This is a genomic window from Anaerobutyricum soehngenii, assembly GCF_009697165.1.
In the GTDB taxonomy this organism is placed as follows: Bacteria; Bacillota; Clostridia; order Lachnospirales; family Lachnospiraceae; genus Anaerobutyricum; species Anaerobutyricum soehngenii.
The window spans coordinates 26,255-51,683 of the sequence record NZ_VULP01000009.1; the positions used below are offsets into that span (position 1 = coordinate 26,255).

Annotated in this window: 17 protein-coding genes; 14 read left to right on the plus strand and 3 right to left on the minus strand. The window is 36.7% G+C overall.

The genetic code is table 11. The features are described from left to right. Positions 1 to 54: 54 nt before the first annotated feature. Both rfbA and FYJ25_RS05990 read right to left on the minus strand, forming a co-directional pair. Positions 55 to 951, minus strand: coding sequence for a glucose-1-phosphate thymidylyltransferase RfbA (gene rfbA, locus FYJ25_RS05985; RefSeq protein ID WP_154580783.1), 897 nt, complete (start codon positions 949 to 951; stop codon positions 55 to 57). Positions 952 to 1,558: 607 nt separating this feature from the next. After that, on the minus strand, positions 1,559 to 2,743 hold the full coding sequence (locus FYJ25_RS05990) for a MerR family transcriptional regulator (RefSeq protein WP_147607765.1): 1,185 nt from the start codon (positions 2,741 to 2,743) through the stop codon (positions 1,559 to 1,561). Positions 2,744 to 3,029: 286 nt separating this feature from the next. On the opposite strand from FYJ25_RS05990, the gene FYJ25_RS05995 reads away from it, so the two are divergent. The 11 genes from FYJ25_RS05995 to FYJ25_RS06045 all read left to right on the plus strand — a co-directional run bounded on the left by FYJ25_RS05995 (position 3,030) and on the right by FYJ25_RS06045 (position 18,191). After that, the gene (locus FYJ25_RS05995) at positions 3,030 to 3,179 is read left to right on the plus strand and encodes a hypothetical protein (RefSeq protein ID WP_021908304.1); all 150 of its coding nucleotides are present in this window, start codon (positions 3,030 to 3,032) and stop codon (positions 3,177 to 3,179) included. A gap of 138 nt (positions 3,180 to 3,317) precedes the next feature. Further along, on the plus strand, positions 3,318 to 4,298 hold the full coding sequence (locus FYJ25_RS06000) for a DUF2220 family protein (RefSeq protein ID WP_154580784.1): 981 nt from the start codon (positions 3,318 to 3,320) through the stop codon (positions 4,296 to 4,298). Between the two features lie 17 nt (positions 4,299 to 4,315). Then, positions 4,316 to 5,929: a hypothetical protein gene (locus FYJ25_RS06005; protein ID WP_096239045.1), complete on the plus strand. Its 1,614-nt coding sequence runs from the start codon at positions 4,316 to 4,318 to the stop codon at positions 5,927 to 5,929. Positions 5,930 to 5,967: 38 nt separating this feature from the next. Beyond that, positions 5,968 to 6,708 carry a DUF6063 family protein gene (locus tag FYJ25_RS06010; protein WP_154580785.1) on the plus strand — a complete coding sequence of 247 codons (741 nt, stop codon included), beginning with the start codon at positions 5,968 to 5,970 and terminating at the stop codon, positions 6,706 to 6,708. Continuing rightward, on the plus strand, positions 6,695 to 11,110 hold the full coding sequence (locus tag FYJ25_RS06015; RefSeq protein ID WP_154580786.1) for a coiled-coil domain-containing protein: 4,416 nt from the start codon (positions 6,695 to 6,697) through the stop codon (positions 11,108 to 11,110). Before FYJ25_RS06010 ends, FYJ25_RS06015 begins: the two co-directional genes overlap by 14 nt. Positions 11,111 to 11,928: 818 nt before the next feature. Then, positions 11,929 to 12,684, plus strand: coding sequence for a TrmB family transcriptional regulator (locus FYJ25_RS06020; RefSeq protein ID WP_154580787.1), 756 nt, complete (start codon positions 11,929 to 11,931; stop codon positions 12,682 to 12,684). A 5-nt stretch (positions 12,685 to 12,689) separates the two neighbouring features. Next, positions 12,690 to 13,943, plus strand: coding sequence for a diaminopimelate decarboxylase (locus tag FYJ25_RS06025; RefSeq protein WP_096239049.1), 1,254 nt, complete (start codon positions 12,690 to 12,692; stop codon positions 13,941 to 13,943). Between the two features lie 384 nt (positions 13,944 to 14,327). Next, positions 14,328 to 15,338, plus strand: coding sequence for a helix-turn-helix transcriptional regulator (locus FYJ25_RS06030; protein ID WP_242970645.1), 1,011 nt, complete (start codon positions 14,328 to 14,330; stop codon positions 15,336 to 15,338). 190 nt (positions 15,339 to 15,528) lie between these two features. Continuing rightward, positions 15,529 to 16,380, plus strand: a complete 852-nt coding sequence (gene modA / locus FYJ25_RS06035; RefSeq protein WP_154580788.1) for a molybdate ABC transporter substrate-binding protein — start codon at positions 15,529 to 15,531, stop codon at positions 16,378 to 16,380. Between the two features lie 55 nt (positions 16,381 to 16,435). Then, positions 16,436 to 17,098, plus strand: a complete 663-nt coding sequence (modB, locus tag FYJ25_RS06040; protein ID WP_334296208.1) for a molybdate ABC transporter permease subunit — start codon at positions 16,436 to 16,438, stop codon at positions 17,096 to 17,098. Positions 17,099 to 17,102: 4 nt separating this feature from the next. Further along, positions 17,103 to 18,191 carry a sulfate/molybdate ABC transporter ATP-binding protein gene (locus FYJ25_RS06045; RefSeq protein ID WP_096239052.1) on the plus strand — a complete coding sequence of 363 codons (1,089 nt, stop codon included), beginning with the start codon at positions 17,103 to 17,105 and terminating at the stop codon, positions 18,189 to 18,191. Positions 18,192 to 18,532: 341 nt separating this feature from the next. On the opposite strand, the gene FYJ25_RS06050 is transcribed toward FYJ25_RS06045, so the two are convergent. Continuing rightward, positions 18,533 to 19,282 carry a DeoR/GlpR family DNA-binding transcription regulator gene (locus FYJ25_RS06050; RefSeq protein WP_021907416.1) on the minus strand — a complete coding sequence of 250 codons (750 nt, stop codon included), beginning with the start codon at positions 19,280 to 19,282 and terminating at the stop codon, positions 18,533 to 18,535. Between the two features lie 422 nt (positions 19,283 to 19,704). On the opposite strand from FYJ25_RS06050, the gene FYJ25_RS06055 reads away from it, so the two are divergent. Genes FYJ25_RS06055 through pfkA form a run of 3 tightly spaced genes read left to right on the plus strand, consistent with a single transcriptional unit; the run spans position 19,705 to position 25,403 of the window. Next, positions 19,705 to 20,853: a double-cubane-cluster-containing anaerobic reductase gene (locus tag FYJ25_RS06055; protein ID WP_154580790.1), complete on the plus strand. Its 1,149-nt coding sequence runs from the start codon at positions 19,705 to 19,707 to the stop codon at positions 20,851 to 20,853. A gap of 18 nt (positions 20,854 to 20,871) precedes the next feature. Further along, positions 20,872 to 24,354: a DNA polymerase III subunit alpha gene (locus FYJ25_RS06060; RefSeq protein WP_154580791.1), complete on the plus strand. Its 3,483-nt coding sequence runs from the start codon at positions 20,872 to 20,874 to the stop codon at positions 24,352 to 24,354. Positions 24,355 to 24,410: 56 nt separating this feature from the next. Beyond that, positions 24,411 to 25,403: a 6-phosphofructokinase gene (pfkA, locus tag FYJ25_RS06065; protein WP_154580792.1), complete on the plus strand. Its 993-nt coding sequence runs from the start codon at positions 24,411 to 24,413 to the stop codon at positions 25,401 to 25,403. The last annotated feature ends 26 nt before the right edge of the window (positions 25,404 to 25,429 follow it).

Here is a 25,429-nt window from a genome sequence, read left to right on the forward strand (position 1 = left end):
TACTCTGTAGCTAACGATGCTCCCGTAATTCTGAAACATCAAAATCTGCTGTATTTAATATAAATTTTCCTGATATTTTCCATCTAAAACATCTTTTAAATACTGACCGTATTCATTCTTTTTTAATACCTCATAAACTTTGAGAACTTCATCTTTAGAAATCCAACCATTTAAATAAGCGATTTCTTCAAGACAGGCAATCTTACGATGCTGATGCTGCTCCATTGTTTTTACAAAGTTTGTAGCATCAACAAGACTTTCATGTGTTCCCGTATCAAGCCAGGTAAATCCCTGTCCTAAAAGTTCAACATTTAATGAGTGATTTTCTAAATAAATACGATTTAAATCTGTAATTTCTAATTCACCTCTGGCACTTGGCTTCAGATTCTTTGCATATTCTACAACACGATTGTCATAGAAATACAGGCCAGTCACACAGTAATTACTCTTTGGATGTTCCGGTTTTTCTTCAATAGAAACAGCCTTTCCATTACGGTCAAATTCAACAATACCGAAACGTTCCGGATCATCAACATAATAACCAAAAACAGTTGCCCCATTACCATTCTCTGCATTTTTGACAGCGGCACAAAGACGCTTCTTTAAACCATGTCCGGCAAAAATATTATCACCGAGAACCATAGCTACAGTATCATTTCCAATAAACTCCTCTCCGATAATAAATGCCTGTGCCAGTCCATCAGGGCTTGGCTGTACAGCATAAGACAGATTTACCCCGAACTGACTTCCGTCTTTTAATAATTCTTTAAAACGAGGGGTATCCTGTGGTGTGGAAATAATTAAGATATCTCGAATCCCCGCATTCATTAAAACAGACATCGGATAATAAATCATCGGCTTATCATAAATAGGAAGTAATTGTTTAGAAGTTACCATGGTAAGAGGATAGAGGCGTGTGCCAGAACCTCCTGCTAAAATAATACCTTTCATTATACATTCTCCTTCTCTTGTGTCATAACGATACCATAATTATAAAAGATGCCCTAAGGGCACCTTCAAGTGTTTTTTTTTGCTATTTCATTCATTGGGGGAAACAGACGAAAAAAGAAATCATATCATATCCCATCTGCTCTGTAGTCGCTGTGGTTAAGATGCTTATCCGCATCCTAATCACGCTCCGAAGCCGCATCTGGGATATGATATGATTTCTTTTTTCTGTGTTTTGGTTCCAAAAGGAATGAATTCAATAGTTTTTGAGGAGAGAATGAGGAGAGGTCAGGAGTCTGCTACTTACTCTCTTCGCTATGCTGAAGCTTTTTTCAAGTTTCACTGATGATAAGATGATACTGCAATTTATCGCTGTACATGATACATTTTCCGAGTAAGCAGTAGTCTTCTGACCTCTCCCCCTTATCCCTCCCAAAGACTATTGAATTCATTCCTTCTGAAGCCAACACACAGAAAATAAAAAGAATAGACTATAGCAAATGTAATGTGAGAGCAAGTAAAAATGCCGAACAGGCATTTTCTACGCAGTGATATCTTTACATTTGCTATAGTCTATTCTTTTTATTTTCGTCTGTTTTCTCTCAATGAATTAAATAGTAATAAAAATCCCGGCGTCTTTTGTAATAGTGAAGCCATCTTCTGTTTTTTTTCTTACATAATTTCGAAATTCTTTGTAGTGGTCAATGATATACTGGTTTTGATTGCCATGGCAGGACAGAACGTAAGATATTAAGGTTTCCGGTTCTGTAACATGGAGGGAGTCCTCATAGGATAACCATTTTATATTTTGAAAATATGGAGCAAGAAGATCTGCACCGTTTTCTTTTCCAAAACGTTCAAAAAGCCGGTCTGCTGAAAGAACAATGCGGTCATCGAATTCTGAGACAAGCTCATTGATTTCTTTCATGTGAGCTGCGCCGTAGGTACTGCATACAAAAGTACCGCCTGTTTTTAGTACGCGGGAAATTTCTTCAAAAACAGAGGTAAGATTTTTGCAGTAAAATAAAATATGATTGGCAATGACAAGATCAAAGCTGTTATCAGGATATGGAATCCGCTCGCAGTCAAAAACCTGGAAATCAAAGCGGGATGTTTTTACATTTGCATGAATGGCACGCCGGGTATCACGAAGCATTCCTTCTGAAATATCTGAAAGAACGACATGGAGCTGTTTTGGAATTTTTTCTTTATTTTCAAGCCATAAAGAACCATCACCGCAGCCAATCTCAAGAACGGTCGAATGTTCTGCCATGTGGCATTGATCAAAGATCCAGGGAAACCAGCCTTGTGTGTTCGTGCTGTATTTATTATGAAGCTGAATACGTGCGGAAATATTGGATGCATTCTGATACTGGTTTTTCATACTTTTTTCCATACCGGTAAGATGAATCAGCTTAAGCATCTGACTCCAGTTTACACTGTGTTCTTCTTCAATTGCTTTGGAGGTATCCTGAATCGCACGTTCTACTAGCTGGAGCTGCTCTATTTTATCCTGAACAAGTTTTCTTTGTAGTTTCAAGGCATCTGCCATAAAATGATAGTCAGAATCGTTGATCGTCATTTCCCGGATATCATCCAGTGAAAATCCCAGATATTTTAATAGAAGAATCTGTTGCAGGCGGGCAAAATCTTCATCGGAATAGAAGCGCGCCCCATAAGGAGTCAGATAAGAAGGCTTTAAAATATTGTGGGCATCATAATACCGTAAGGTTTTCTTGGTGATATGAGCCATTTTTGCAAATTCTCCGGATGAATAAAAACCATCTTTTTTCATAAATAGCATCTCCTTAGTTTGGTGTGTTTTTAAAAGTATATCATGAGATATTTTGTCCTGCAATGTGTGGAATCTATGCTTTGTTTATCTTTTTACGGAGGTATTCTTGAAAGTTATGGTTAAAGACATTAGAAACTGCTATAATTAAAAAAGTATCAGTGTATTATTTTTGAAGAGCATTCAAACATTCAAAGTATTAAAAATTCTACTTATCATTCCTTCTGTTTTGTGATAGAATAAAAAACTATGCGTAAAAATTTTAGACAAAATAAAAGGAGAGTTAAAAATGAATTCAGAGAATGCATTTAAAAAACTTGGACAGAAACTTATGAATGGTGAGATCACACCGGAAGAACATGTAAAAGAATATAATAAGCTTTTAAGAGAGCTGGCAGAGAAATATGATTCTCAATGGCGCCCGCATGAACATATCTAACATATAGGTATTCTTGGAGTTCTTTTGTGAAACGAAATACTAAAATCAAGTATTAAAATCAAGTAAAAAAAGATTTTGAGAGTACCTATGTAGACAGGGGAGGTTTCTATAGGAAATATCTTATAGAGAAATTTGAATATGAAAAAAATTTTATTGGAAAAACTTTTAGAAAAATGCAGAGAACAAACTTATCAAAAACAGTATGAGTACATTATGAATCTGCTGGAGGAAGAGAAGATTAAGCCGGTGAAGGCTTCCAGATTGAATGGAAAGAGTCCGGCTCTTTATCGTGAGTACTGGGTATTGGAAGAAAAGAAGGACTATAGCACTTATATTGAAGAATTAAGATATGAGATTGTTCCGGATATTTCTGTAGATTATTATTTAAGACATTTAGAAAGTTATGAAGCAGACAGGACATGGGTGCTTGAGTTAAATCAATATTTGAAAAATAAAAAAAAGACACTTCAGTTTAAAGTATCGGTAAATGAACGCAGTTTTGAAATCTGGGGACAGGAGAAGTTCTTATCTAGAGGACAGGGAAAGCGTATTTTGAATCGGTGTGGACTGGAGCTGTCTTTTTTTAATATTTACGAGACGACAGAACCGCTTGCATATTATTCACTTACAAGAAATATTCCGCAGAATTTGTTAATATTAGAAAATAAAGATACTTTTTTTAGTATGCGTCGTCATCTTTTGGAAGGAAATGAGGAGATACTTGGAATAAAGATTGATACGTTGATTTATGGAGCTGGAAAGGGGATTTTTCGAAGCTTTGAAGATTTTGACTTGTGTGTGGAACCTTATATGCAGGCGGAAGGAAACCAAATATTTTATTTTGGAGATCTGGACTATGAAGGTATTGGAATTTATGAGAATTTAGCTGAGCTTTTTAATGAAGAGTGGAAAATCATTCCGTTTATGGCCGGATATGAGAAGATGTTAGATAAAGCTGTGAAGGCTGTCAGTATTCCAGAGACGAAAGAGAGGCAAAATAGAAATATAAAAAATATTTTCTTTTCTTATTTTTCAACAGAACGAATAAAGCAGATGAAAGAAATTTTGGAAAAGGGAAGATATGTTCCACAGGAAATTTTAAATATTTCAGATTTTTAGTTAGATGGAGAAAAAATATGCAGTATGAATTTTTGAAGAATTTCCCCCGGAGAATGAAAAATGTAGGTTTGTATGCAGTCATTGTTCAAAACAGTGTTCAGAAATTATCGTGGAAACAGTATGGATTTACAAAGTTCGATGAGCAGATAAATCTTTTATTTATCGTATTACTTTATATTATGGAACAATCGTTAAAAGAAGAAAAGTGTACGATGGATGATATAGCAACATATATAGATACGATTAATGTGCAGTATATGCAGAAAGATATTTCATATGAGCAATGCAGGAAGCTGGGGGATTTTATTGTAAATACAGTGTTGTCTAATGAGGGGCGGCCTATATATTTTGATGGATATCATTTTGAAAAAAATGCATATGAAAAAATGCAGATCAGTTATGTAGCAAATAAAATTGTTTATATAGAAAACGAAGTGAGAAGAACATCATATTATCTGACGGATGATGGATATAATCTGCTTTTATCAACTTTGGAAATAGAAGACAATATGAAGTTTAATATTCATGAAATTATTTTTCGGCTTCATCTGGAAAAGCAGAGTTATGATAAGGCAGTGGATGATATAAAAAACGTATTTAATCTAATGCGGATACAGTTTCAGAAAGTTCAGGAAGCCATGAGGCAGATCCGAAGAAATGCGTTAAATTATTCTGTAAAAGATTATGAAGAAATTTTATTAGGAAATTTAAATACGATTACAGATACAAAAAAGAAGTTTCAAAGTTATAGAGAGATGATTCAGATGCGTGTGAAAGATTTAGAGGAGGAAAATATTAATATACGCAAGTTAGATAAAAAAGAGAAGCAGGATTTAAATAATCTTAAGATTATTGAGAAATATCTGACAAGAGTTCTTGACGAGCATCAAAAGATTTTAAATAGTCATTTTGATTTGAAAATATTGTATACAGAGGAACTGGAACGCTTATCACAAGCAAGATTAATACAACGTTTTTCGATACGAAAAGATTTTTATGATAAGGTATTGCAAAAACCAGCTTCATTAGAAAATATGGATATGTTTTTCCGACCCCTTTTCAATAAAAAACCAGAGAAAATTTATAATTTGAACAAAGCATTTTCTTATGAGAAATCTGTCGGTATATCAGAGGATAAAGATATAGAGGAGGAACTGGATTTTGATGAGGAAGCTTTTCAAAAAGAAAAAGAAGAAAAACTGCGAAAGAAGTTGTTAGTCTATGAGAAAAGTCTTCGATATCTGCTTGAAAGAGCATCGGTTACAGGGAAGATTTCTCTAGGAGAGTTAAAAGAAAGGATAGAAGCTTACCCGGAAGAAAAAGAGATTTTTATACCGAATGTAGATGTGTTTAAAGAAATTATGGTGGAACTGATCCGCAACCGTATTATTGATATTGCTGCATTGAAAAAAGAAAAAAGTGAATATATTCAGGAACAGCCGGGAGGATTTCAGCTTAATGAAATGCTTTTAAAATTGGTAGAAGAGATTCCTGAAAATAGTAAGATAAGATTGATTAAAGCAGAGCGGTTAGAAGAGGAAGAGGCGATTGTTTTTTTAGGGATAAGAGATGAGAAGAACCAATACAGATCCATACGATGTTCAAATGTTTTGATATATATAGAGTGTTGATCTGTACGGGATAACAGCGCAAAATAGGAGTAGGAACAATGGCATACACAATAGAAGATATTAAAAAGAGTCAAGAAATATTTTATTATCTTTTAGAGCATCATGAGCTTCGGGAAGAAGAGGAGCAGATATTATATAAGGCATACACAGAGGAAGAAAATGTCCAGAATATTGTAAAGTCACAGGGAGAAACCGCTTCTTGTGATATTGAGCGGTATGGAAACATTATTTACCTGATTCCAAGGGAAAATAATAATTTTCTTGGATATTCCAAAGCGGAATTAAAAAAAGAATTATGTAAATCGGCAGGGACAAACAAAGATTATTATTTATCACAGTTTACGATTCTGACTTTGTTATCGGAATTTTTTGATGGGGAGGGAGACAGCAGCAGAGCAAGAGAATATATTCGTTCCGGTGAGCTGATGAATATTTTATCAGAACGTTTAAGAGAAGGCGCTACTTACGAAGAGGAACATAAAGAAGATAATGATGAAGAAATCGATACGGCAGGAATTTCCTTTTTGGATCTGTGGCATGCATATGAAGCATTGAAATCAGATGATCGAGGGTCTCATGCTAAGACAACAAAAGAAGGGTTTATTTATAATATACTTCTTTTTTTACAGAAGCAGGGTTTGATCGAATATGTGGAAAGGGATGAGGTGATAAAGACAACAAGAAAACTGGATAGTTTTATGGATTGGAATCTTTTGAATCAGAATAATTATCGTAGAGTGAAAAATGTACTGGGGGTAATTGAAAATGAGCAAAATTAATGCAGTTCGGTTTATTAACCTCAATTATAATAATAATGCTATAAAAATTAATGATGAATGTATGCAATTTAATGGAAAGAGTACGCTTCTTTCATTAAGAAATGGTGGCGGTAAAACGGTTCTTGTTCAGATGATGACAGCCCCATTTGTTCACAGAGGAAAGCAAAAAACGAAGGATAGACCTTTTGAGAGTTATTTTACGACAGCAAAGCCTTCTTTTATTCTTGTTGAGTGGCTGCTTGACGGAGGAGCAGGCTATGTTCTTACAGGGCTGATGATTCGAAAAAATCAGGAGATAAGCGAAGAAAAGACAGATGCACTTGAAATAACGGCTATAATTAGTGAATACAAAGAGCCTTGTATGTATGACATTTATCATTTGTCGGTGGTAGAGAAGAATGAAAATACAATGAAATTAAAAAGTTATCATTCCTGTAAAAAACTTTTTGAAGAGTATAAAAGAGATAGGAAAAATGCATTTTTTTGTTACGATATGAGTAGTCCGGCACAGTCGAGACAATACTTTTACAAGCTGCAGGAGTACCAGATTAATTATAAAGAATGGGAAACGATCATAAGAAAAGTAAATGTAAAAGAGTCCGGTTTATCAGAATTGTTCAGTGATTGTCGGACGGAAAAAGAACTGGTAGAAAAATGGTTTTTAGAGGCCGTTGAAAGCAAGCTGAATAAGGATGAAAATCAGATTAAAAAATTTCAGGAAATTCTTCAGAAATATGCCGGAAAATATAAAAATATTAAGGAGCAGTTAAAAAGACGGGATACGATTCAAAAATTTAAAGAAGAAGCAGTGGAAATTCAGGCAGGAGCAGAAGAGTTTCTTTCTAGGGAACAGGAAAGGGAAGAGCAGGAGAAATTAATTGCTGCTTTTATAGAAGAATTAAATATACTATGTGAGAAAGCGGAAACGGAACAAAAAGCGCTGATACAGGAAAAAGAAAAACAGGAACAGGAGCTTGAACTTATAAAATACGAAGAATTATCCTGCGAATATCATGAGAAAAACAGAGAAAAAAGCAATCATGTAAGTAATCGTGAAATGATAGATTTAGAGAAGGAAAGTCTGTGTAGAAAACGTGAAAAAATACAGAAAAAAGTAAATATATTCTGTTGCGCGAAGCAGCAGGAAATGGTGGATGAAGACAGGCAGGAGTGGGAAATAAGAAAAGAAAAAGCCGCCATTGTCAGGGAACGAGAAGAAGATTTAGAGCCGGAAAGAAACAGAATTGGTGGATTACTATGCAATTATTATAGAAAACAGATAGAAGATAATAAAGAGCGGCAAATTAAGATAAGTAATCAAAAGATTCAGATAAAGGATGATGTGGCGCAGCAGAAAGAACGTTTAGAAAACTATCGGGAAGAAATAAAAAAGATCATAGAACAAAAAGGTGGCCTGCGAAGCCTGGTTAGAAATTATGACAATACGGAAATAAAGTACAATACACGTTACAAAGAAAATCTTTCAAGAAATATACTCGGAATTTATGAGCCAGGAATGCTTGAAATAAAACAGGAAACTTATGAACAGGAAGTAAAAAAATCACTTCAGGAAAATAAAAAAAAGAAAGAAAAATTACAAAATACAAATGAAGAGATTTATAAAAAAGAAAGGATGTTAGAGGAAAAAAAGGAACAGTATATTCAAAAAAACGTAGAAATAGAACAAACAATAGAAGAAAAGAACAGTTATGAACAGGAAATAGAAGAAAGAAAAGATATTCTGAAGTATCTGGAGCTGCCACAGGAAAAACTGTTTGCCAGAGAAGAGATTCTTCATAAAGCCTGGGGGAAAATAGAAGAGTTAGAGGACAGGAAAAGAAAATTAGAAAAAAAAGAAGATATTATTCGAAAGGAACATAAATTATTAACCAGTGGACGTGTAATGGAACTTCCGGAAAATCTCAGAGAAGAATTTGAGAAGTTCGACATCCCGGTCATTTATGGGATGGAATGGCTGAAAAAGAATGGATTTGGTGAAGAAAAAAACAAAAGAATCGTGAGTAAAAATCCTTTTTTACCTTATTCACTTATATTAACACAACAAGAGTTAAAAAAGCTTTCAGAGAAAAAGGGTGAAACATATACCTCATTTCCGATACCGATCATAGAAAGAGAACATCTTGAATCGATAGAGTTAGATTTGACAAAATCTTTTATAAAAATGAATGGTATCCATTTTTATATTTTGTTTAATGAGAATCTTCTTGATGAAGAAAAAATGCAGGAGATGATAACACAGAAACAAAAAGAAGCAGAAGCGGTTAAAGAAAGTATACAAATCTGCAAACAGGAATATGAAGATTATTTTCATCGTTTTGAGCAGATAAAAGGTCAGAAAATAACTGAAAAATTATGGGAAGATATTCAGAAAAAACTGCAAAAGCTTGAAAAAGAAAAAAAAGAAAGCTATCAGGAGGTACAGCAGGAAAGAGAAAATCTTCAATCATTAAAGGAAAGTTTTGAAAAGCTGCAAAAATTGATTCAGGAATCAGAGCGGATGATCGAAATTCAAAAAGAACGGACAAAAGAATTTGAAGAATTGAGAAAAGAATACTCTGCATACGAAAAAAATAATAAAAAACTTCAGGAATGTGAGGAAGAGGAAAAACGTTTAGAGAACCGGCAGAATCTTACGGAGGAAAAAATAAATATCCTGGAAGAAAAATACAGAGAATTTGGCACACAGGAAAACATTTTATTTAGGGAAAACGAAACACTTCAAAACACATATCAGAAATTTGCCGGATATCAGAAAGCAGGAAAAAATACAGAGACAAATTCCTTTTTGGATGAGGAAGAACTGTTTAAATTAGAAGCCAGATATGAGGCAATTACAGCGGAAATCTCACAGGAATTAAAAGATTTAGAAGCAGAGGAAGAGAAAGCACTGGCACGTTATCATAAATCCGCAGAAGAATTAGAGGAACTAAGCCAGAAATATAATTTGAAAAAGTCTGCATGGGAAAATGTTCTTTATGATAAAAAAGAAAAACTGCATCAGGAAGTAGAATTAGAAGACTGCAGCAGAAAAATAGAAATAAAAAAAGCACTGCTAACGGAAGAAGATAAAAAGATAGGAATATTGGACAGCCGTTTAGAAGATCTTTCAAAGCGGATTATATCAGAATGTGCAAAGAAAGGACCTTTAGCAGAAGAAAAAATTCGTCAGATTGATTTAAAAAGTGCGCAGAATCAGGCAATATATCAAATCAAAGAATTAGAGAAGAAAAAAGATATCCAAGATAAAAAAATGCAGAGCTACCAGGAAAATCTTACCGCACTTTCTGAATATAATAACTTCTTAGCAGGAAAAGAAATTCATTTTGAACAGGACTTTGAAAAAATGAATGCAAAAGAATTACGAGATTTTAAAGGAATCTTAATCAGAGATTATAACGATATAAATCGATATGTTCAAAAATGCAGAGAAAATCTGGCACAGATATTAAACAAAGCTGCAAGGCAGGAAGCTTTTCAAGATGCAAGCTATAAAACACCATTAGAAAATATGCTGAAAATCTGTGATGATGCAGATAAAGTTTTACAACAGCTCAATGTTACGATAGCATCCTACGACTCTTTAATGAAACAACTGGAAGTAGATATTTCGATGGTTGAATCAGAAAAGAAAAATGTCACAGAACTTTTGCAGGATTATATTCAAAATATCCATAAAAATCTTGCGCGGATAGGCAGTAACTCTACAATAAAAATCAGAGAAAAATCCTTGAAAATGTTAAAAATAACCTTGCCTGTCTGGGAAGATAACGAAAAATTATATAATCTTCGTCTCAGTGATTTTGTGGATGAAATCACTGAAGAAGGAATACACTTATTTGAAAACAATGAAAATGCGCAGGAATATATTGGAAGAAAAGTTACGAGTAAAAACTTATATGATACTGTAGTAGGGATTGGAAATGTACAGATTCAGCTTTATAAAATTGAAGAACAGAGAGAACGACAGATAAGCTGGAATCAGGTAGCAAGAAATTCAGGAGGAGAAGGATTCCTGTCGGCATTTGTTATTCTCTCAAGTCTGTTGGATTATATGAGGAAAGATGATTCTGATATATTCATGGATATGCATGAAGGAAAAGTACTCTTGATGGATAATCCATTCGCACAGACCAATGCAGAACATCTTTTAAAACCATTAATGAATCTTGCCGAAAAAACGAATACACAATTAATTTGTCTCACCGGACTGAGCGGAGAATCTATTTATAATCGATTTGATAATATTTATGTATTGAATCTTATAGAAGCGCATCTGCGGAATGGAATACAATATCTCCGTTCCGAGCATAAAAAAGGAGAAGAAAAAGAAGTAGAAACAATATTACCAACACATATAGAAATAGAACAGATGCTTTTTTAAATACTAATTTGTAGATTTCGTGTAGACGAAAAAAGAAATAATACCATATCCCATCTGCTCTGTAGTCGCTGTGTTTAAAATGCTCGTCCGCATCTTAAACACGCTCCGAAGCCGCATCTGGGATATGGTATTATTTCTTTTTTCTGACTATATAAAACTCACAGTTGGTGAGAATTGGTATTTTTGTTTAAGGAAAACATGGGGTTTCTCCAAAAGTCTATGGATTTCGTTAGAATGAATATCTCCAGAAGAGGATACTTTCTTACTCGATTGTATAAAAATTATATCAGATGTGAGATGACACCCACCTCTGTCTCCTACCTTCTGGAGAATTTTTTCTCTGGTTAACTCTCATAATCTTCTGGGCAATCCCCTTCTCTTTCCAACAGAAATAATTAATTTGCTATTTGTTATCAAAACCAGACAGCCGCTGAAACAAAATTTTATGCTGAATTGTAGGAAAGCTATGGTAAAGAAAAAAGAATTGTTATAAGTATTGCATTTTGTGACTTTGCGCTATGGCATTCTGACCATAGGAACTAGGGACTCGTTTTTCCCAAGTTCCTGTTTTTCTGGGCAGAATGGAATGCTTAGCGCAACGGAACAAAATCAAACTTATAACAATTCTTTTTTTCTTTAGAAGACGAACTACAATTCAGCTCAATATCTTCTACTAAAGCGGCGTCTGTGTCCCCAGCAAATTCGTATTTCCAATTTATCTTGACAAATCTATGGATATGAATTATAGTGGTACTGAATGATACTACTTATTGATAAATTGTTGTTATTTACAGTCAAAGACAGAATGTGAGGACCTTATGGATAACGTAGAATTACTCATGAGTTTTGGCCTTACGAGACAGGAAGCTAGAGTATATATTCTTCTTTTAGGGGAAGGTGCACTTAGTGGCTATGAGGCAGCGAAGCGGCTTGGTATTTCCCGTTCGAATGCATATGCGGCACTGGCAGGTTTAGTAGATAAGGGAGCAGCTTATGTGGCAGAAGAACAGGCGGTGCAGTATCATGCGGTTTCTATTAAGGAGTTCTGTTCAAACAAGCTTCATTATATGGAAGAACTGTCAGAAACACTGGAACGCCAGATTCCGAAGCAGAAGCAGGAAGATGCGAAGTATCTTACGATACGGGGAAGAAGGCATATAGAGGATAAGTTTCGAAATATGCTTAAGGAAGTGAAAGAACGAGTATATCTCTCGGTATCTGCTTCTGTAGCAGATTTGTTTAGAGAAGAATTAGCAGAATTGACGGCACAGAATAAAAAGGTAGTTCTTTTAACTGATGAACAGTATATATTGGATGGAGCGATTATTTATTACGCAGGAAAGAGAAGTTTTGCATCTGGGCATACAGGATGTGAGGAGACTGTGGATGGGCAGATTCGTCTTATTACAGATTCAAGTTATGCACTTACCGGAGAACTCCAGGATGAAGAGACTTCTGCCTGCCTTTATTCAGCGAATCCTAATCTGGTAAGGCTGTTAAAGGATGCACTGGCGAATGAGATTAAACTCATTGAGATAGAAGGAAAAAGTAAAGATATAGATAAGGAAGGATAATAGAGATGGAAAAGAAACCATTTGTTACAAAGGAACAGTTAGAGAAAATCGTAGAGAAATATCCTACACCATTTCATTTATACGATGAAAAGGGGATTAGACAGACAGCACGCGATTTATATAAGGCATTTTCATGGAATGAAGGATTTAAAGAGTATTTTGCAGTGAAAGCAACACCTACTCCTGCAATTCTTAAGATTTTAAAGGAAGAAGGATGTGGAACAGACTGTTCTTCTTTAACAGAGTTAATGATGAGCGACCGTTGTGGATTTGCTGATGGTAATTCCATTATGTTCTCATCTAATGAAACACCGGCAGAAGAATTTATCCTTGCAAAGAAGTTAGGAGCAATTATTAACTTAGATGATATTACACATATTGATTTCTTAAAGGATGCCTGTGGTATTCCGGAAAGAATCTGCTGCCGTTACAATCCAGGCGGATATTTCTCTCTTGGAACAGACATCATGGATAACCCAGGAGATGCCAAGTATGGAATGACAAAGCCACAGATTTTTGAGGCATTTAAGCGTCTTAAGAGAGAGGGTGTAAAGGAATTTGGTATCCATTCTTTCTTAGCAAGTAACACAGTATCTAATGAATACTATCCTGCATTAGCAGCGATTTTATTTAATCTTGCAGTAGAGTTAAAAGAGAATCTTGGTGTTCATATCGGATTTATCAACTTATCAGGCGGGGTAGGAATCCCTTACACACCGGATAAAGAGCCAAACGATATTTTTGCGATCGGTGAAGGGGTTCGTAAAGCTTACGAAGAGATATTAGTTCCTGCAGGAATGGGAGATGTAAAGATCTTTACAGAACTTGGACGTTTCATGCTTGCGCCACACGGACATCTTGTAGTAAAAGCAATTCATGAGAAACATACTTATAAAGAATACATCGGTGTAGATGCCTGCGCAGCGAACCTTATGCGTCCTGCTATGTACGGTGCTTATCATCACATCACAGTTATGGGTAAGGAGAATGAACCATGTGACCATACTTATGATGTTGTCGGTTCCCTTTGTGAGAACAATGATAAATTCGCAATTGACAGAAAGCTTCCGAAGATTGATATGGGAGACTTACTCGTACTTCATGATACGGGAGCACATGGATTTGCGATGGGATATAATTATAATGGACGTTTAAAGAGTGCGGAGATTCTTTTACAGGAAGATGGAAGCACAAGAATGATCCGTCGTGCGGAGACACCGGAAGATTACTTCGCAACAATTGAGGGATTTGATTTTTAAATTCTAGTTTGCTCAGGCAAACGAGACGCCCACTGAAAGGGTTGATTAAGACAGACGAACCGTGAAAAATTCCAATATAGAAAATGGACTATCGGAGCAGCAAAAATGCTCCGCTGCATTTTTGCTGCTCCGATAGTCCATTTTCTATATTGGAATTTTTCACGGTTCTGTTTTCTTGGAAGACCTTTCAGTGGGCTGTTTTTTGGCTGGAGAAAGCTAGAATTTTCTCAGTTTGTGTGAATCTCCAAACTGGTGTAAAATAGAATTACCCAGTTTGGAGATTTATTTTATCTCAGTCGAGAAGACTCCCACCTCTTTCAGGTGGTGAGAAACAGAACGATTTGTAGGAAGCTTATAAAGAGTACAGGAAAGGATATATGATTGATGAGTGAAAAGTTACTGACTGCCAAAGAAGCGGCTGAAATATTAAAGGTAAGAAAGAATACAGTGTATGATATGATTAAGCGTGGAGATTTGAAAGCTTCAAAGCTTGGAAAACAGCTGAGAATTCGTCAGGGAGATCTGGAATTTTATATTCAGTATGGAAGTCAGGCAAAGGTTTATCAAGAGGGAAATTCAGAGCAGAAAAATAATATCGAAAAAGTTGAATTTGAAAGGAATGCGCAGAATAGAACAGAGAAAAATGTAATGGCAAATCCGGGTTCTGGTCAGACTGGCATGTGTGATCAGATTATTATCTGTGGGCAGGATATGGTTCTTGATTTATTAGCGAATCGTTTAAACCAGTGTATTGGGGAGAATGTATTTCGTTCTTATAAAGGAAGTTATAATGCATTATACGCAATGTACCAGGGAGAGGTGAATGTTGCAACAGCGCATTTATGGCATGGAAAAACGAACAGTTACAATATTCCGTACATCAGCAGTATGCTACCGGGAACCGACATTGTTGTTTTACATCTTTTAAAAAGAAAGCAGGGTTTTTATGTGCAGAAAGGAAATCCTAAAAACATCCAGTCTTTTGAGGATTTAAAAAGATCAGATATCACAATCGTGAATCGGGAACCGGGAAGTGGTGTAAGAGTTCTTATTGATGAAAAGCTGCGACAGGCAGGAATTCCTACACAGGAAGTAAATGGATATCAGGATATAGTGAGTTCTCATCTAGAAGCGGCTGCGGCAGTAAACAGAGGTGATGTGGATGTGGCGGTAGGAAGCGAGAAGCATAGTCTGTCTGTACCGGGGATAGATTTTCTTTTTATACAGGAAGAAAGTTATGATATGGTTATCCGTAAAGAAGATTTCACCAAAAAACCTTACCAGAAAATGATAGAAATCATTCGTTCTCCTGAATATCAAAAAGAAGTAGCCGGACTTGGTGGGTATAATGTAGAAAATATGGGAAAAATTATTTATTCTGATTTAATTCAGTGACCAATGATAGACTCTCTTCGCTGGCGTCAGCTTTCGGGGCATTCTTGAATTAGTAAATTAAAAATTATTAGCAATACTAAAAAATTGTTAGATTCATGTTGCATATTTATTGACAAAATATGGCATATGAAATATAATGCAAAAGAACAATACAAAACGTTACAAAACATTATAAAACGAGGAGAGAGTTATGAGAAACATGAAGTTCGTGAAGAGAATTGGTGCTGTAGCTTTGGCAGTATGTATGGTTTTATCCTGTGCAGGATGTGGAGGCGCATCGAATAAGGGAGCATCAGAAGGAACAACAGAAGTTACAACCGAAGGAGGAAAGAGCAAGATTCTTGTGGCAGCAGCGGCAAGTCTTCAGGCTACATTTGATAATGAACTGATTCCGTTGTTCGAGAAAGAGAATCCAGAAATAACGGTAGAAGGAACTTATGCAAGTTCTGGAGATTTACAGCAGCAGATTGAATCTGGGTTAGATGCCGATGTATTCTTTTCCGCAGCAACATCTAATATGGATACATTGACAGAGGAGAAACTTATCGATAAAGATACGGTAGTTGATCTGTTAAAGAATGATGTTGTGCTGATTACACCGAAAGATTCTAAGCTGGGAATCAAGAGTTTTAAGGATATTACAAAGGCAGACACGATTGCAATTGGTGATCCGGAGAGTGTACCAGCAGGTAAATACGCAAAAGAAATTCTTACCAATCTTGGTGTTTATAATGAAGTAGAGAAGAAGGCAAGTCTTGGAGCTAGTGTAACAGAAGTGTTAAGCTGGGTAGCAGAAGGCAGTGCAGATGCAGGTATTGTATATGCAACAGATGCACAGACCGAGAATACCAATGGCGATGATAAAGAGGTAGAAGTAGTAGCAACGGCAGAAGACTCTATGATGCAGACACCGGTAGTTTATCCAGTAGGTGTCGTATCTGCTTCTGCCCATAAAGACGAAGCGAAAGCTTTTGAAGATTTCCTTCAGACAGATGAAGCGAAAGCTATTTTAGAAAAAGCAGGATTCACAATAAATAAGTAACACGTAATAAGTAATATATCATAAGTAATAAAAAGACAGGCTGGTATATATGACAATAGATTTATCACCAATTATTATATCTTTAAGGACAGCTACACTCAGTATTATTGTTACATTTTTTCTGGGAGTAGCTGCAGCCCAGCTTGTTTTCCGTCTGAAGAGTAAGACGATGAAAACAATATTAGATGGGCTATTTACCCTGCCGCTCGTGTTTCCGCCAACAGTGGCAGGATTTTTTTTACTATATATTTTCGGGATGCGAAGACCAATCGGTAAGTTTTTTATTGAATATTTTGCTGTCAAGGTTGCCTTTTCATGGGGAGCAACTGTTTTAGCTGCAGTTGTTATCTCGTTTCCGCTAATGTACCGGGCAGCAAGAGGGGCTTTTGAACAGGTAGATCCAGATGTACTTTCTGCAGGAAGGACAATTGGAATGAGTGAATGGAAGATCTTCTGGAAAGTACAGCTTCCGATTGCCTGGCCAGGAGTTATCTCCGGGGCGGTACTCGCCTTTGCCAGAGGATTAGGAGAGTTTGGGGCAACAGCAATGATTGCCGGTAATATCAAGAGAAAGACAAGAACACTGCCACTTGCGGTATATTCCGCTGTCGCATCAGGTAACATGAAGGAAGCAGGGGAGTATGTAGCGGTTCTTGTATGTATTTCCTTTATTGTAGTCATATGTATGAATTATTTTTCTATGGAGAAGAAAGGCTAGAACTATGGCATTATCTGTTCACATAAAAAAGAAGTTAAAAGATTTTGAATTAGCGGTTGACTTTGATATGGAGGAAGGAATTGTTGGATTTCTTGGTTCTTCCGGGTGTGGGAAGAGTATGACTTTAAAATGTATTGCCGGAATAGAAACACCCGATGAAGGAAGTATTGTCCTTGATGGTGAAGTGTTATTTGATAAGAAAGCAGGGATTGATCTTTCACCACAAAAACGTAAAGTCGGATATCTATTTCAAAATTATGCACTATTTCCGCATATGACAGTACGACAGAATATTGAAGCAGGACTGGAAGCATCGGGAAAGTCAAAACAGGAAAAAAAAGATATCGTAGAACGCCTTCTGGAACAGTTTCATATAAAAGAATTAGAAAATTCGTATCCGGTTCGTATTTCAGGAGGGCAGCAACAGAGGGCGGCACTGGCTCGTATGATGGCAGCAGAGCCAAAGTTTCTGTTATTAGACGAACCCTTTTCAGCATTAGATACCTATTTGAAAGAAAAATTGATGCAGGAAATGATGACCTATCTTAGTCAGTTTAAAAAAGGGGTTATCATGGTATCCCACAGTAGAGATGAAGTATATCAGATGTGTACTGACACAGCAATCATGCATCAGGGAATCTTAGAAACTGTCGGAAAAACAAAAGAGATTTTCGATAATCCGGGAACCGTCAATGCGGCAAGGCTCACAGGCTGTAAAAATATTTCTAAAGCAGACAAACTCAGTGAATCGGAAATTTATGCTTCGGAGTGGGATATAAAACTCACATTTCCAGAATACATAAAAATTCCGTCTAATCTTACCCATGTAGGAATCCGCGCACACGAAATCCGTCCAGTAAAGTTTTCAGACATAGATAATAATACATCTATAAAGTTGAATATGGTAGATTGCCAGTTGAAACGCATATCCGAAGCACCATTTGAGATGTATCTTATCTTAGAAAATAAAAGCGGAAAAAGTACGAGTCCGCTATGGTGGAAAGTCACTAAAAAAGAATGGAAAGAAATTGGAGAAACAGTACCAGAGACAGTAGAATTGCCTGTAGAAAAGGTTATACTATTACAACACTAAGGTGATTCGAAAAAATAATTCCAGCCAGAACACCACAGAGAAAATCATCGCCACCTAGTGTTAATCCAAGTCCAATTAGGTGGCAGAAGGACTGTGTAGATTCTTCCCAGTTTGAAATAGACAGAGCATGGGAAGCATTCTCAAGCTATTTCCTGGCTGCAGAAAGAAAAATAAAACTGTAGATTTAGATAGTCAGAAAAAAAGAAATAATATCCTATCCCAGATGCGGCTTCGGAGCGCGTTTAAGATGCGGACGATCATTTTAAACACAGCGACTACAGAGCAGATGGGATAGGATATTATTTCTTTTTTTTGTCTATACGAAATCTATGAATTAGTAGTTATTCCGCAATCTCTACGTTAATATTATGTCTCTTTAAGTTCTCTAATGCATCTTCTGGAATATCAGCATCGGTACAAACAGTATCAATCTCAGAGAAGGTTGTCTGAATTACAACACCCTTCTGGCTGAATTTACTGGAGTCTGCAAGAATGATCATACGATTGGCAGAGCCTTCCATATATTTCATTGTTTCTACACGCATCAGGTCATCGCAGGTAAAACCGGCATCCGGAATGAATCCGTCTGTACCTACAAAGAATTTATCTACATAGAATTCTTTTGCACATTTGCGGACAAGTGGTCCTACCATTCCCTGATATTCTTTTTGGTATTCACCACCAAGAAGAATGACTTTACGAATAGGAAGATCACGAATGCGGATAGCTATGTATGCCGAATTTGTTATAATGGTAATATCCTTTTTTAATTTTGCAAGCTGTTCTGCAAGTAAAGTACAAGTAGAACCAGATTCTAGCATGACAGTTTCGCCGTTGGAAACCATCTCAGCAGCCTTTGTGGCAATCTCGATCTTTTTGTCATAATTTATAGTTAAACGAGTATTAATATCATTGGCATTCTTAATTAAAGCGTAGCCATGTTCTCTTGATAAAAGTCCCTCTTCTTCAAGATGGTCAAGGTCTTTACGGATGGTTACCTGAGACACATCTAAAAGTTCAGCTAAACGACTCACTTCGATTTTTTGATAAAGATTTACCAATTTAATGAGTTTGGACTGACGTTCTGTCATTTGAAACACCTCTTTCTTTCTAAAAAAAGTATAACATACTACTTGGCAAAAATTCAAGGAAGAAATAGGAAAAAGAGAAAGAAAATATAGAGAAATTGTTATAAAAATATCGTTCTTGTTGTGGCTTTTCATAAATGCAGGAATGGCGAGAGGATGAAAAGGATTCTGTCTGATTCAAAGAGTATTATTTAATAGGGGATTATAAAACCCATTATAATATGAAGAAACTCATTCAGCTGGTACTGTTCAGAATCGTGTATCAAGTATCGTGGGTGCTTAATTTGAAAGTATGGATTGTGATGCTGTAATATGATAAAATATCGTGTGGAAATCTTCTTATGTATAATTTGACAGGGATTATTTTTTGATAGTATTATTATAATAAGGCATAGATTGCAATTATTGAGAAAGGGATAAGTATTATGGAATTAATTAAAGCACTGCCGGAGATTTTTGAAGATTTTGCGGAACAGAGAAAGAATTCTTTTTTAACGATGAAGGAGCTTAAGGATAAAAATGTTCCGGTTATAGGAGCATATTGTACATATTTTCCGCAGGAGATTGCGATGGCTATGGGAGCGGTTACAGTAGGACTTTGTTCTACGTCTGATGAGACGATTCCGGTGGCGGAGAAAGATTTGCCAAGAAATTTATGTCCTATGGTAAAGGCAAGTTATGGCTTTGCGGTATCAGATAAGTGTCCATTTTTTTATTTTTCAGATGTGGTAGTTGGGGAGACGACCTGTGATGGAAAGAAAAAGATGTATGAACTGATGGGAGAGTTTAAAAATGTTTACGTTATGGAACTTCCAAACAGTCAGAGTGAAACGGCATTAAAACTTTGGAAAGAAGAGATTCTTAAGTTCAAATCTTATCTGGAGCAGACTTTCAAAGTGGTGATTACAGAGGAGAACGTTCGTAAGTCAGTTCATATGATGAATGAAAATAGAATTGCGCTTAAAAATCTTTATGAAGTTATGAAAAATGACCCGGCACCGATGAATGGACAGGAATTGTTTAATGTATTATATGGAAGTCAGTTCCGTTTTGATAAAGAAAAGGTTCCAGAAGAAATCAATGCGCTTCGTGAAAAGATTATGAAAGAGTATGAAGAGAACGAAAAAATGCCGAAAAAGAAGAGGATTCTTTTAACCGGATGCCCAAGCAGCGGAGCACCTATGAAAGTTGTTAAAGCGCTTGAGGAGAATGGTGCGATTGTTGTTGCTTATGAAAATTGTGGCGGTACAAAGTCGGTTGACCGTTTAATAGATGAATCAGCAGAGGATATTTATGAGGCGATTGCGGAAAGATATCTTCAGATTGGCTGTTCTGTTATGACACCGAATAAGAATCGTTATGAATTGATCGGAAGATTAATAGAAGAATATCAGATTGATGGTGTTGTGGAAATGACATTGCAGGCATGCCACACATATAATGTGGAGGCAAAGAGTATTGAAAAGTTTGTAAAAGGAAAGGGCGTTCCGTATATTCATGTGGAGACCGATTATTCACAGGAGGATATTGGACAGCTCAATACGAGAATGACAGCATTTGTCGAAATGTTGTAAGAGGAGGAAGAGACACCTATGGCATTTACACATTTACATGTGCATACGGAATACAGTCTGTTGGATGGATCTAGTAAGATTAAAGAGCTTTTGCCAAGAGCAAAAGAACTTGGAATGGATAGCATCGCTATTACAGATCATGGAGTCATGTATGGTGTGATTGATTTTTATAAAAAAGCAAAAGAAGTAGGGATAAAACCGATACTTGGATGTGAGATTTATGTGGCACCGGGTTCGAGATTTGATAGAGAACAGGCAAGAGGAGAGGACAGATATTATCATCTTGTTTTGCTTGCAGAGAATAATCAGGGCTATAAGAATCTGATGAAGATCGTAACCAGAGGATTTACTGAGGGATATTATTATAAACCGAGGGTAGACTATGAAGTGCTGGAGAAATATCATGAAGGTATTATTGCATTGAGTGCCTGCCTTGCAGGAGAGATTCCGAATAGGATTTTAAAAGAGGATTTTGATGGGGCAAGAGCCGCTGTCAGAAAAATGCGTGATATTTTTGGAGAGAATAATTTTTTCCTTGAGCTGCAAGATCATGGTATTCGTGAACAGACGCAGGTAAATACCAGTCTTATACGGCTTTCAAAAGAACTGGGGATTCCGATGGTTGTCACAAATGATGTGCATTATATCAGAGAAGAGGATGCGATTCCACATGATCTGCTTCTTTGTATACAGACCGGAAAAAAGGTTTCGGACAAAGACCGAATGCGTTACGAAGGTGGGCAATATTATCTGAAATCCGAAGAAGAAATGCAGAAAGTGTTTCCGTATGCCAGGGAAGCGATGGATAATACTCATAAGATTGCCGAGCGATGTAATGTGGAAATTGTTTTTGGCGAACAAAAGGTACCAAAGTTTGATGTTCCGGAAGGATATGATGCATTTTCTTACTTAAAGGAGCTTTGTGAGACAGGACTGGTGAAAAGATATGGGGATCCGCCGCCGAAAGAGTTACAGGAAAGACTTTCCTATGAGCTTAGTACGATCAGAAATATGGGATATGTTGATTATTTTCTAATTGTATGGGATTTTATACGTTTTGCAAAAAGTCAGGGGATTGCTGTTGGACCAGGACGTGGAAGTGCGGCGGGAAGTATTGTTTCTTACTGCCTTGAAATTACGAATATCGATCCAATCAGATATCAGCTTATTTTTGAGCGTTTTTTAAATCCGGAGCGTGTATCTATGCCGGATATTGATATCGATTTTTGCTACGAGAGAAGACAGGAAGTTATTGATTATGTTTATGAAAAATACGGAAAAGATAAAGTAGTACAGATTGTAACTTTTGGTACGATGGCTGCACGTATGGCAGTGCGTGATGTTGGTCGTGTACTGGATATTCCTTATGCACAGGTAGATAATGTTGCTAAGATGATACCGATGGAACTTGGTATTACGATTGAAAAAGCATTGAAATCTAATCCGGAATTAAGGCAGGCATATGAGAGTGATGAGGTAGTAAAAAATCTTGTTGATATGTCAATGCGTTTAGAAGGATTGCCGCGGCATACATCGATTCATGCAGCAGGAGTGGTAATCGGTTCTAAGCCTTTGGATGAATTTGTTCCGTTGTCAAGAGGAGCAGATAATGTCATAACAACACAGTTTACGATGACAACGATTGAGGAGTTAGGTCTTCTGAAAATGGACTTCTTAGGCTTACGTACCTTAACGGTTATTCAGGATGCTGCCCGGATGATCGGACAGAAGCTGGGGCAGGATTTTAGCATTGATACAATTGATTATGATGATGCTAAAGTATATGAGATGATCGGGCAGGGAAAGACGGAGGGTGTGTTCCAGTTAGAAAGTGCAGGAATGAAGTCTTTCATGAAAGAATTAAAACCGACAAATCTGGAAGATGTAATTGCCGGTATTTCTTTGTATCGTCCGGGTCCGATGGATTTTATTCCAAAGTATATCAAGGGAAAGCAGAATCAGGATTCTATTCAATATACCTGTCCGGAATTGGAAGAAATCCTTGCACCGACTTACGGCTGTATCGTTTATCAGGAACAGGTTATGCAGATTGTAATGCGCCTTGCCGGATACACGCTTGGACGAAGCGATCTTGTGCGCCGAGCAATGTCCAAAAAAAAGGGTGAAGTCATGGCAAGGGAACGTCAGAACTTTGTTTACGGTAATGAGGAAGAAGGCGTCGAAGGGTGCATCCGGCGAGGAATTCCGGAAGAAACAGCAAATAAGATTTTTGATGAAATGATTGATTTTGCCAAATATGCATTTAATAAATCACATGCGGCTGCCTATGCAGTTGTTTCTTACCAGACAGCATGGCTGCGCTGTTACTATCCGGTAGAATTTATGGCGGCATTGCTTACTTCTGTTATTACGAACCCAAAGAAAATCACAGAATATATTAATACCTGTCGTGTGATGGGAATTTCCATCCTGCCACCGGACATCAACGAAGGGGAAGCAGGATTTTCTGTTGCCGGCGATTCGATTCGATATGGGCTTGCAGCGATTAAAAGTCTTGGAAAAAGCGTCATCGATGTAATGACGCAGGAAAGAAATGAAAACGGAAAATATAAAGATTTGAAAGATTTTATGGAAAGACTCACTTCCAAAGAAATTAATAAACGTACGATCGAAAATCTTATTAAGTCCGGAGCGTTAGACAGTTTTGGAAAAACAAGAAAGCAGCAGATGCTCGTGTATCCGGTCGTGCTTGAGGAGGTAAATCGGGAACGGAAAGAATCAATCAGTGGACAGATGTCATTATTTGACTTTTTCTCGGAAGAAGAAAAAAAAGAATATGAGATGCAATATCCTGATGTCGGAGAGTATGATGATGCACAAAAACTTGCGCTGGAAAAAGAAGTTCTTGGTATTTATGTAAGTGGGCATCCATTACAGAAATATATGGATTCTCTTGAAAAACAGACAACAGCGAAATCAACAGATTTTGAGCCAGATGAAGAAAGTGGACGTGCAGTCGTGAGGGATGGACAGCATTATGTTGTTGGTGGTCTTATCAGTAACGTCACTGCAAAGCTTACAAAAAATAATCAGAATATGGCTTTTGTCATGCTTGAAGATTTATACGGTACCGTAGAGATTATTGTCTTCCCGACGATATATCAAAATGTAAAGCCATATCTTATTGAAGATCAGGGTATTTATGTGAAAGGAAGAGCCTCTGTTTCTGAAGAAAGCGGAAAGCTGATCGCAGAATATATTGTTCCGATTGAACAGATTCCGAAGGAAGTCTGGATTCAGACAGAGAATATTGAAGAATTCACAGAAAAACAACAAAAACTATATGGAATTATCAGAAAACATCCTGGAAAAGATGAAATTGTTATTTTTTCCAAAAAAGAAAAGGCAATAAAAAGACTTCCATCATACGAAAATATTTCCGCAAAAAATGACGTATTTAGCGAGTTAAAATCACTTTTTGGTGAAAAAAATGTAAAGGTTCGCGAGAAGAGTATTGAAAAATCTGAAAAAAAGAGATAATATATGTAATCGTTAGGGAGTATACTTAGGGAATTATGAAATGGAGGTAACGTTAGATGAACAAGACTAGCGCAGTTCAGACAATTGGAATTTTAACAAGTGGTGGAGATGCTCCGGGCATGAATGCCGCATTAAGAGCAGTAGCCAGAACCGCATGGGCAAGAGGTATTGATGTAAAAGGAATTTATCGTGGTTACAGCGGACTGTTAAACGATGAGATTTTTGACATGAAGAAAGAATTCACATGTGATATCATTTCACGTGGTGGTACAGCTTTATTTACTGCAAGATGTGAAGAATTTAAACAGTTAGAGTATCAGGAAAAGGCAGCAGAGATTTTAAGAAGTCATAACATTGACGGACTTGTTGTTATCGGTGGTGACGGATCTTTTCGTGGAGCACAGAAGTTATCTGCACAGGGAATTAACACAGTAGCTCTTCCTGGAACAATTGACTTAGATATTGCATGTACAGAATATACAATCGGTTTCGATACTGCAGTGAACACAGCGATGCAGGCAATTGATAAGATTCGTGACTCATCTACATCTCATGAAAGATGTTCGATCATCGAGGTAATGGGAAGAAACGCTGGTTATATCGCATTATGGTGTGGTATCGCTTCCGGTGCTGAGGATATCTTAATCCCAGAACGTTTCGATGGTAATAGACCAAAGCTTGAGAATGAGTTAATTGAAAGTATTCTTGAGAAGAAAGCACTTGGTAAGAAACATCACCTAATCATCAACGCAGAAGGTGTTGGACATTCTTACGGAATGGCTAAGAGAATTGAACAGGCAACTGGTGTAGAGACAAGAGCAAGTATCCTTGGTCATATGCAAAGAGGTGGAAACCCAACTGCAAAAGACAGAGTATATGCTTCTTACATGGGAGCTTTAGCAGTAGATCTTCTTTGCAGTGGTGCAACAAACCGAGTAGTAGGATACCGTAACGGTCAGTATATCGATTACGATATTGAAGATGCACTCGGAATGGCTAAAGATGTTGACCAGTATGAGTTTGAGATCGCTCAGATTTTAGGACGATAATATAAAGCTGAGTAGAACTTGGTAGA

Coding starts and splice junctions, on each gene's coding strand:
- FYJ25_RS06050 (WP_021907416.1), bottom strand. CDS start 19,282: ATGACAGAACGTCAGTCCAAACTCATTAAATTGGTAAATCTTTATCAA.
- FYJ25_RS06015 (WP_154580786.1), top strand. CDS start 6,695: ATGAGCAAAATTAATGCAGTTCGGTTTATTAACCTCAATTATAATAAT.
- FYJ25_RS06005 (WP_096239045.1), top strand. CDS start 4,316: ATGCAGTATGAATTTTTGAAGAATTTCCCCCGGAGAATGAAAAATGTA.
- FYJ25_RS06020 (WP_154580787.1), top strand. CDS start 11,929: ATGGATAACGTAGAATTACTCATGAGTTTTGGCCTTACGAGACAGGAA.
- FYJ25_RS06030 (WP_242970645.1), top strand. CDS start 14,328: ATGAGTGAAAAGTTACTGACTGCCAAAGAAGCGGCTGAAATATTAAAG.
- FYJ25_RS06055 (WP_154580790.1), top strand. CDS start 19,705: ATGGAATTAATTAAAGCACTGCCGGAGATTTTTGAAGATTTTGCGGAA.
- pfkA (WP_154580792.1), top strand. CDS start 24,411: ATGAACAAGACTAGCGCAGTTCAGACAATTGGAATTTTAACAAGTGGT.
- FYJ25_RS06045 (WP_096239052.1), top strand. CDS start 17,103: ATGGCATTATCTGTTCACATAAAAAAGAAGTTAAAAGATTTTGAATTA.
- FYJ25_RS06025 (WP_096239049.1), top strand. CDS start 12,690: ATGGAAAAGAAACCATTTGTTACAAAGGAACAGTTAGAGAAAATCGTA.
- FYJ25_RS06000 (WP_154580784.1), top strand. CDS start 3,318: ATGAAAAAAATTTTATTGGAAAAACTTTTAGAAAAATGCAGAGAACAA.
- rfbA (WP_154580783.1), bottom strand. CDS start 951: ATGAAAGGTATTATTTTAGCAGGAGGTTCTGGCACACGCCTCTATCCT.
- FYJ25_RS06010 (WP_154580785.1), top strand. CDS start 5,968: ATGGCATACACAATAGAAGATATTAAAAAGAGTCAAGAAATATTTTAT.
- FYJ25_RS05990 (WP_147607765.1), bottom strand. CDS start 2,743: ATGAAAAAAGATGGTTTTTATTCATCCGGAGAATTTGCAAAAATGGCT.
- FYJ25_RS05995 (WP_021908304.1), top strand. CDS start 3,030: ATGAATTCAGAGAATGCATTTAAAAAACTTGGACAGAAACTTATGAAT.
- modA (WP_154580788.1), top strand. CDS start 15,529: ATGAGAAACATGAAGTTCGTGAAGAGAATTGGTGCTGTAGCTTTGGCA.
- FYJ25_RS06060 (WP_154580791.1), top strand. CDS start 20,872: ATGGCATTTACACATTTACATGTGCATACGGAATACAGTCTGTTGGAT.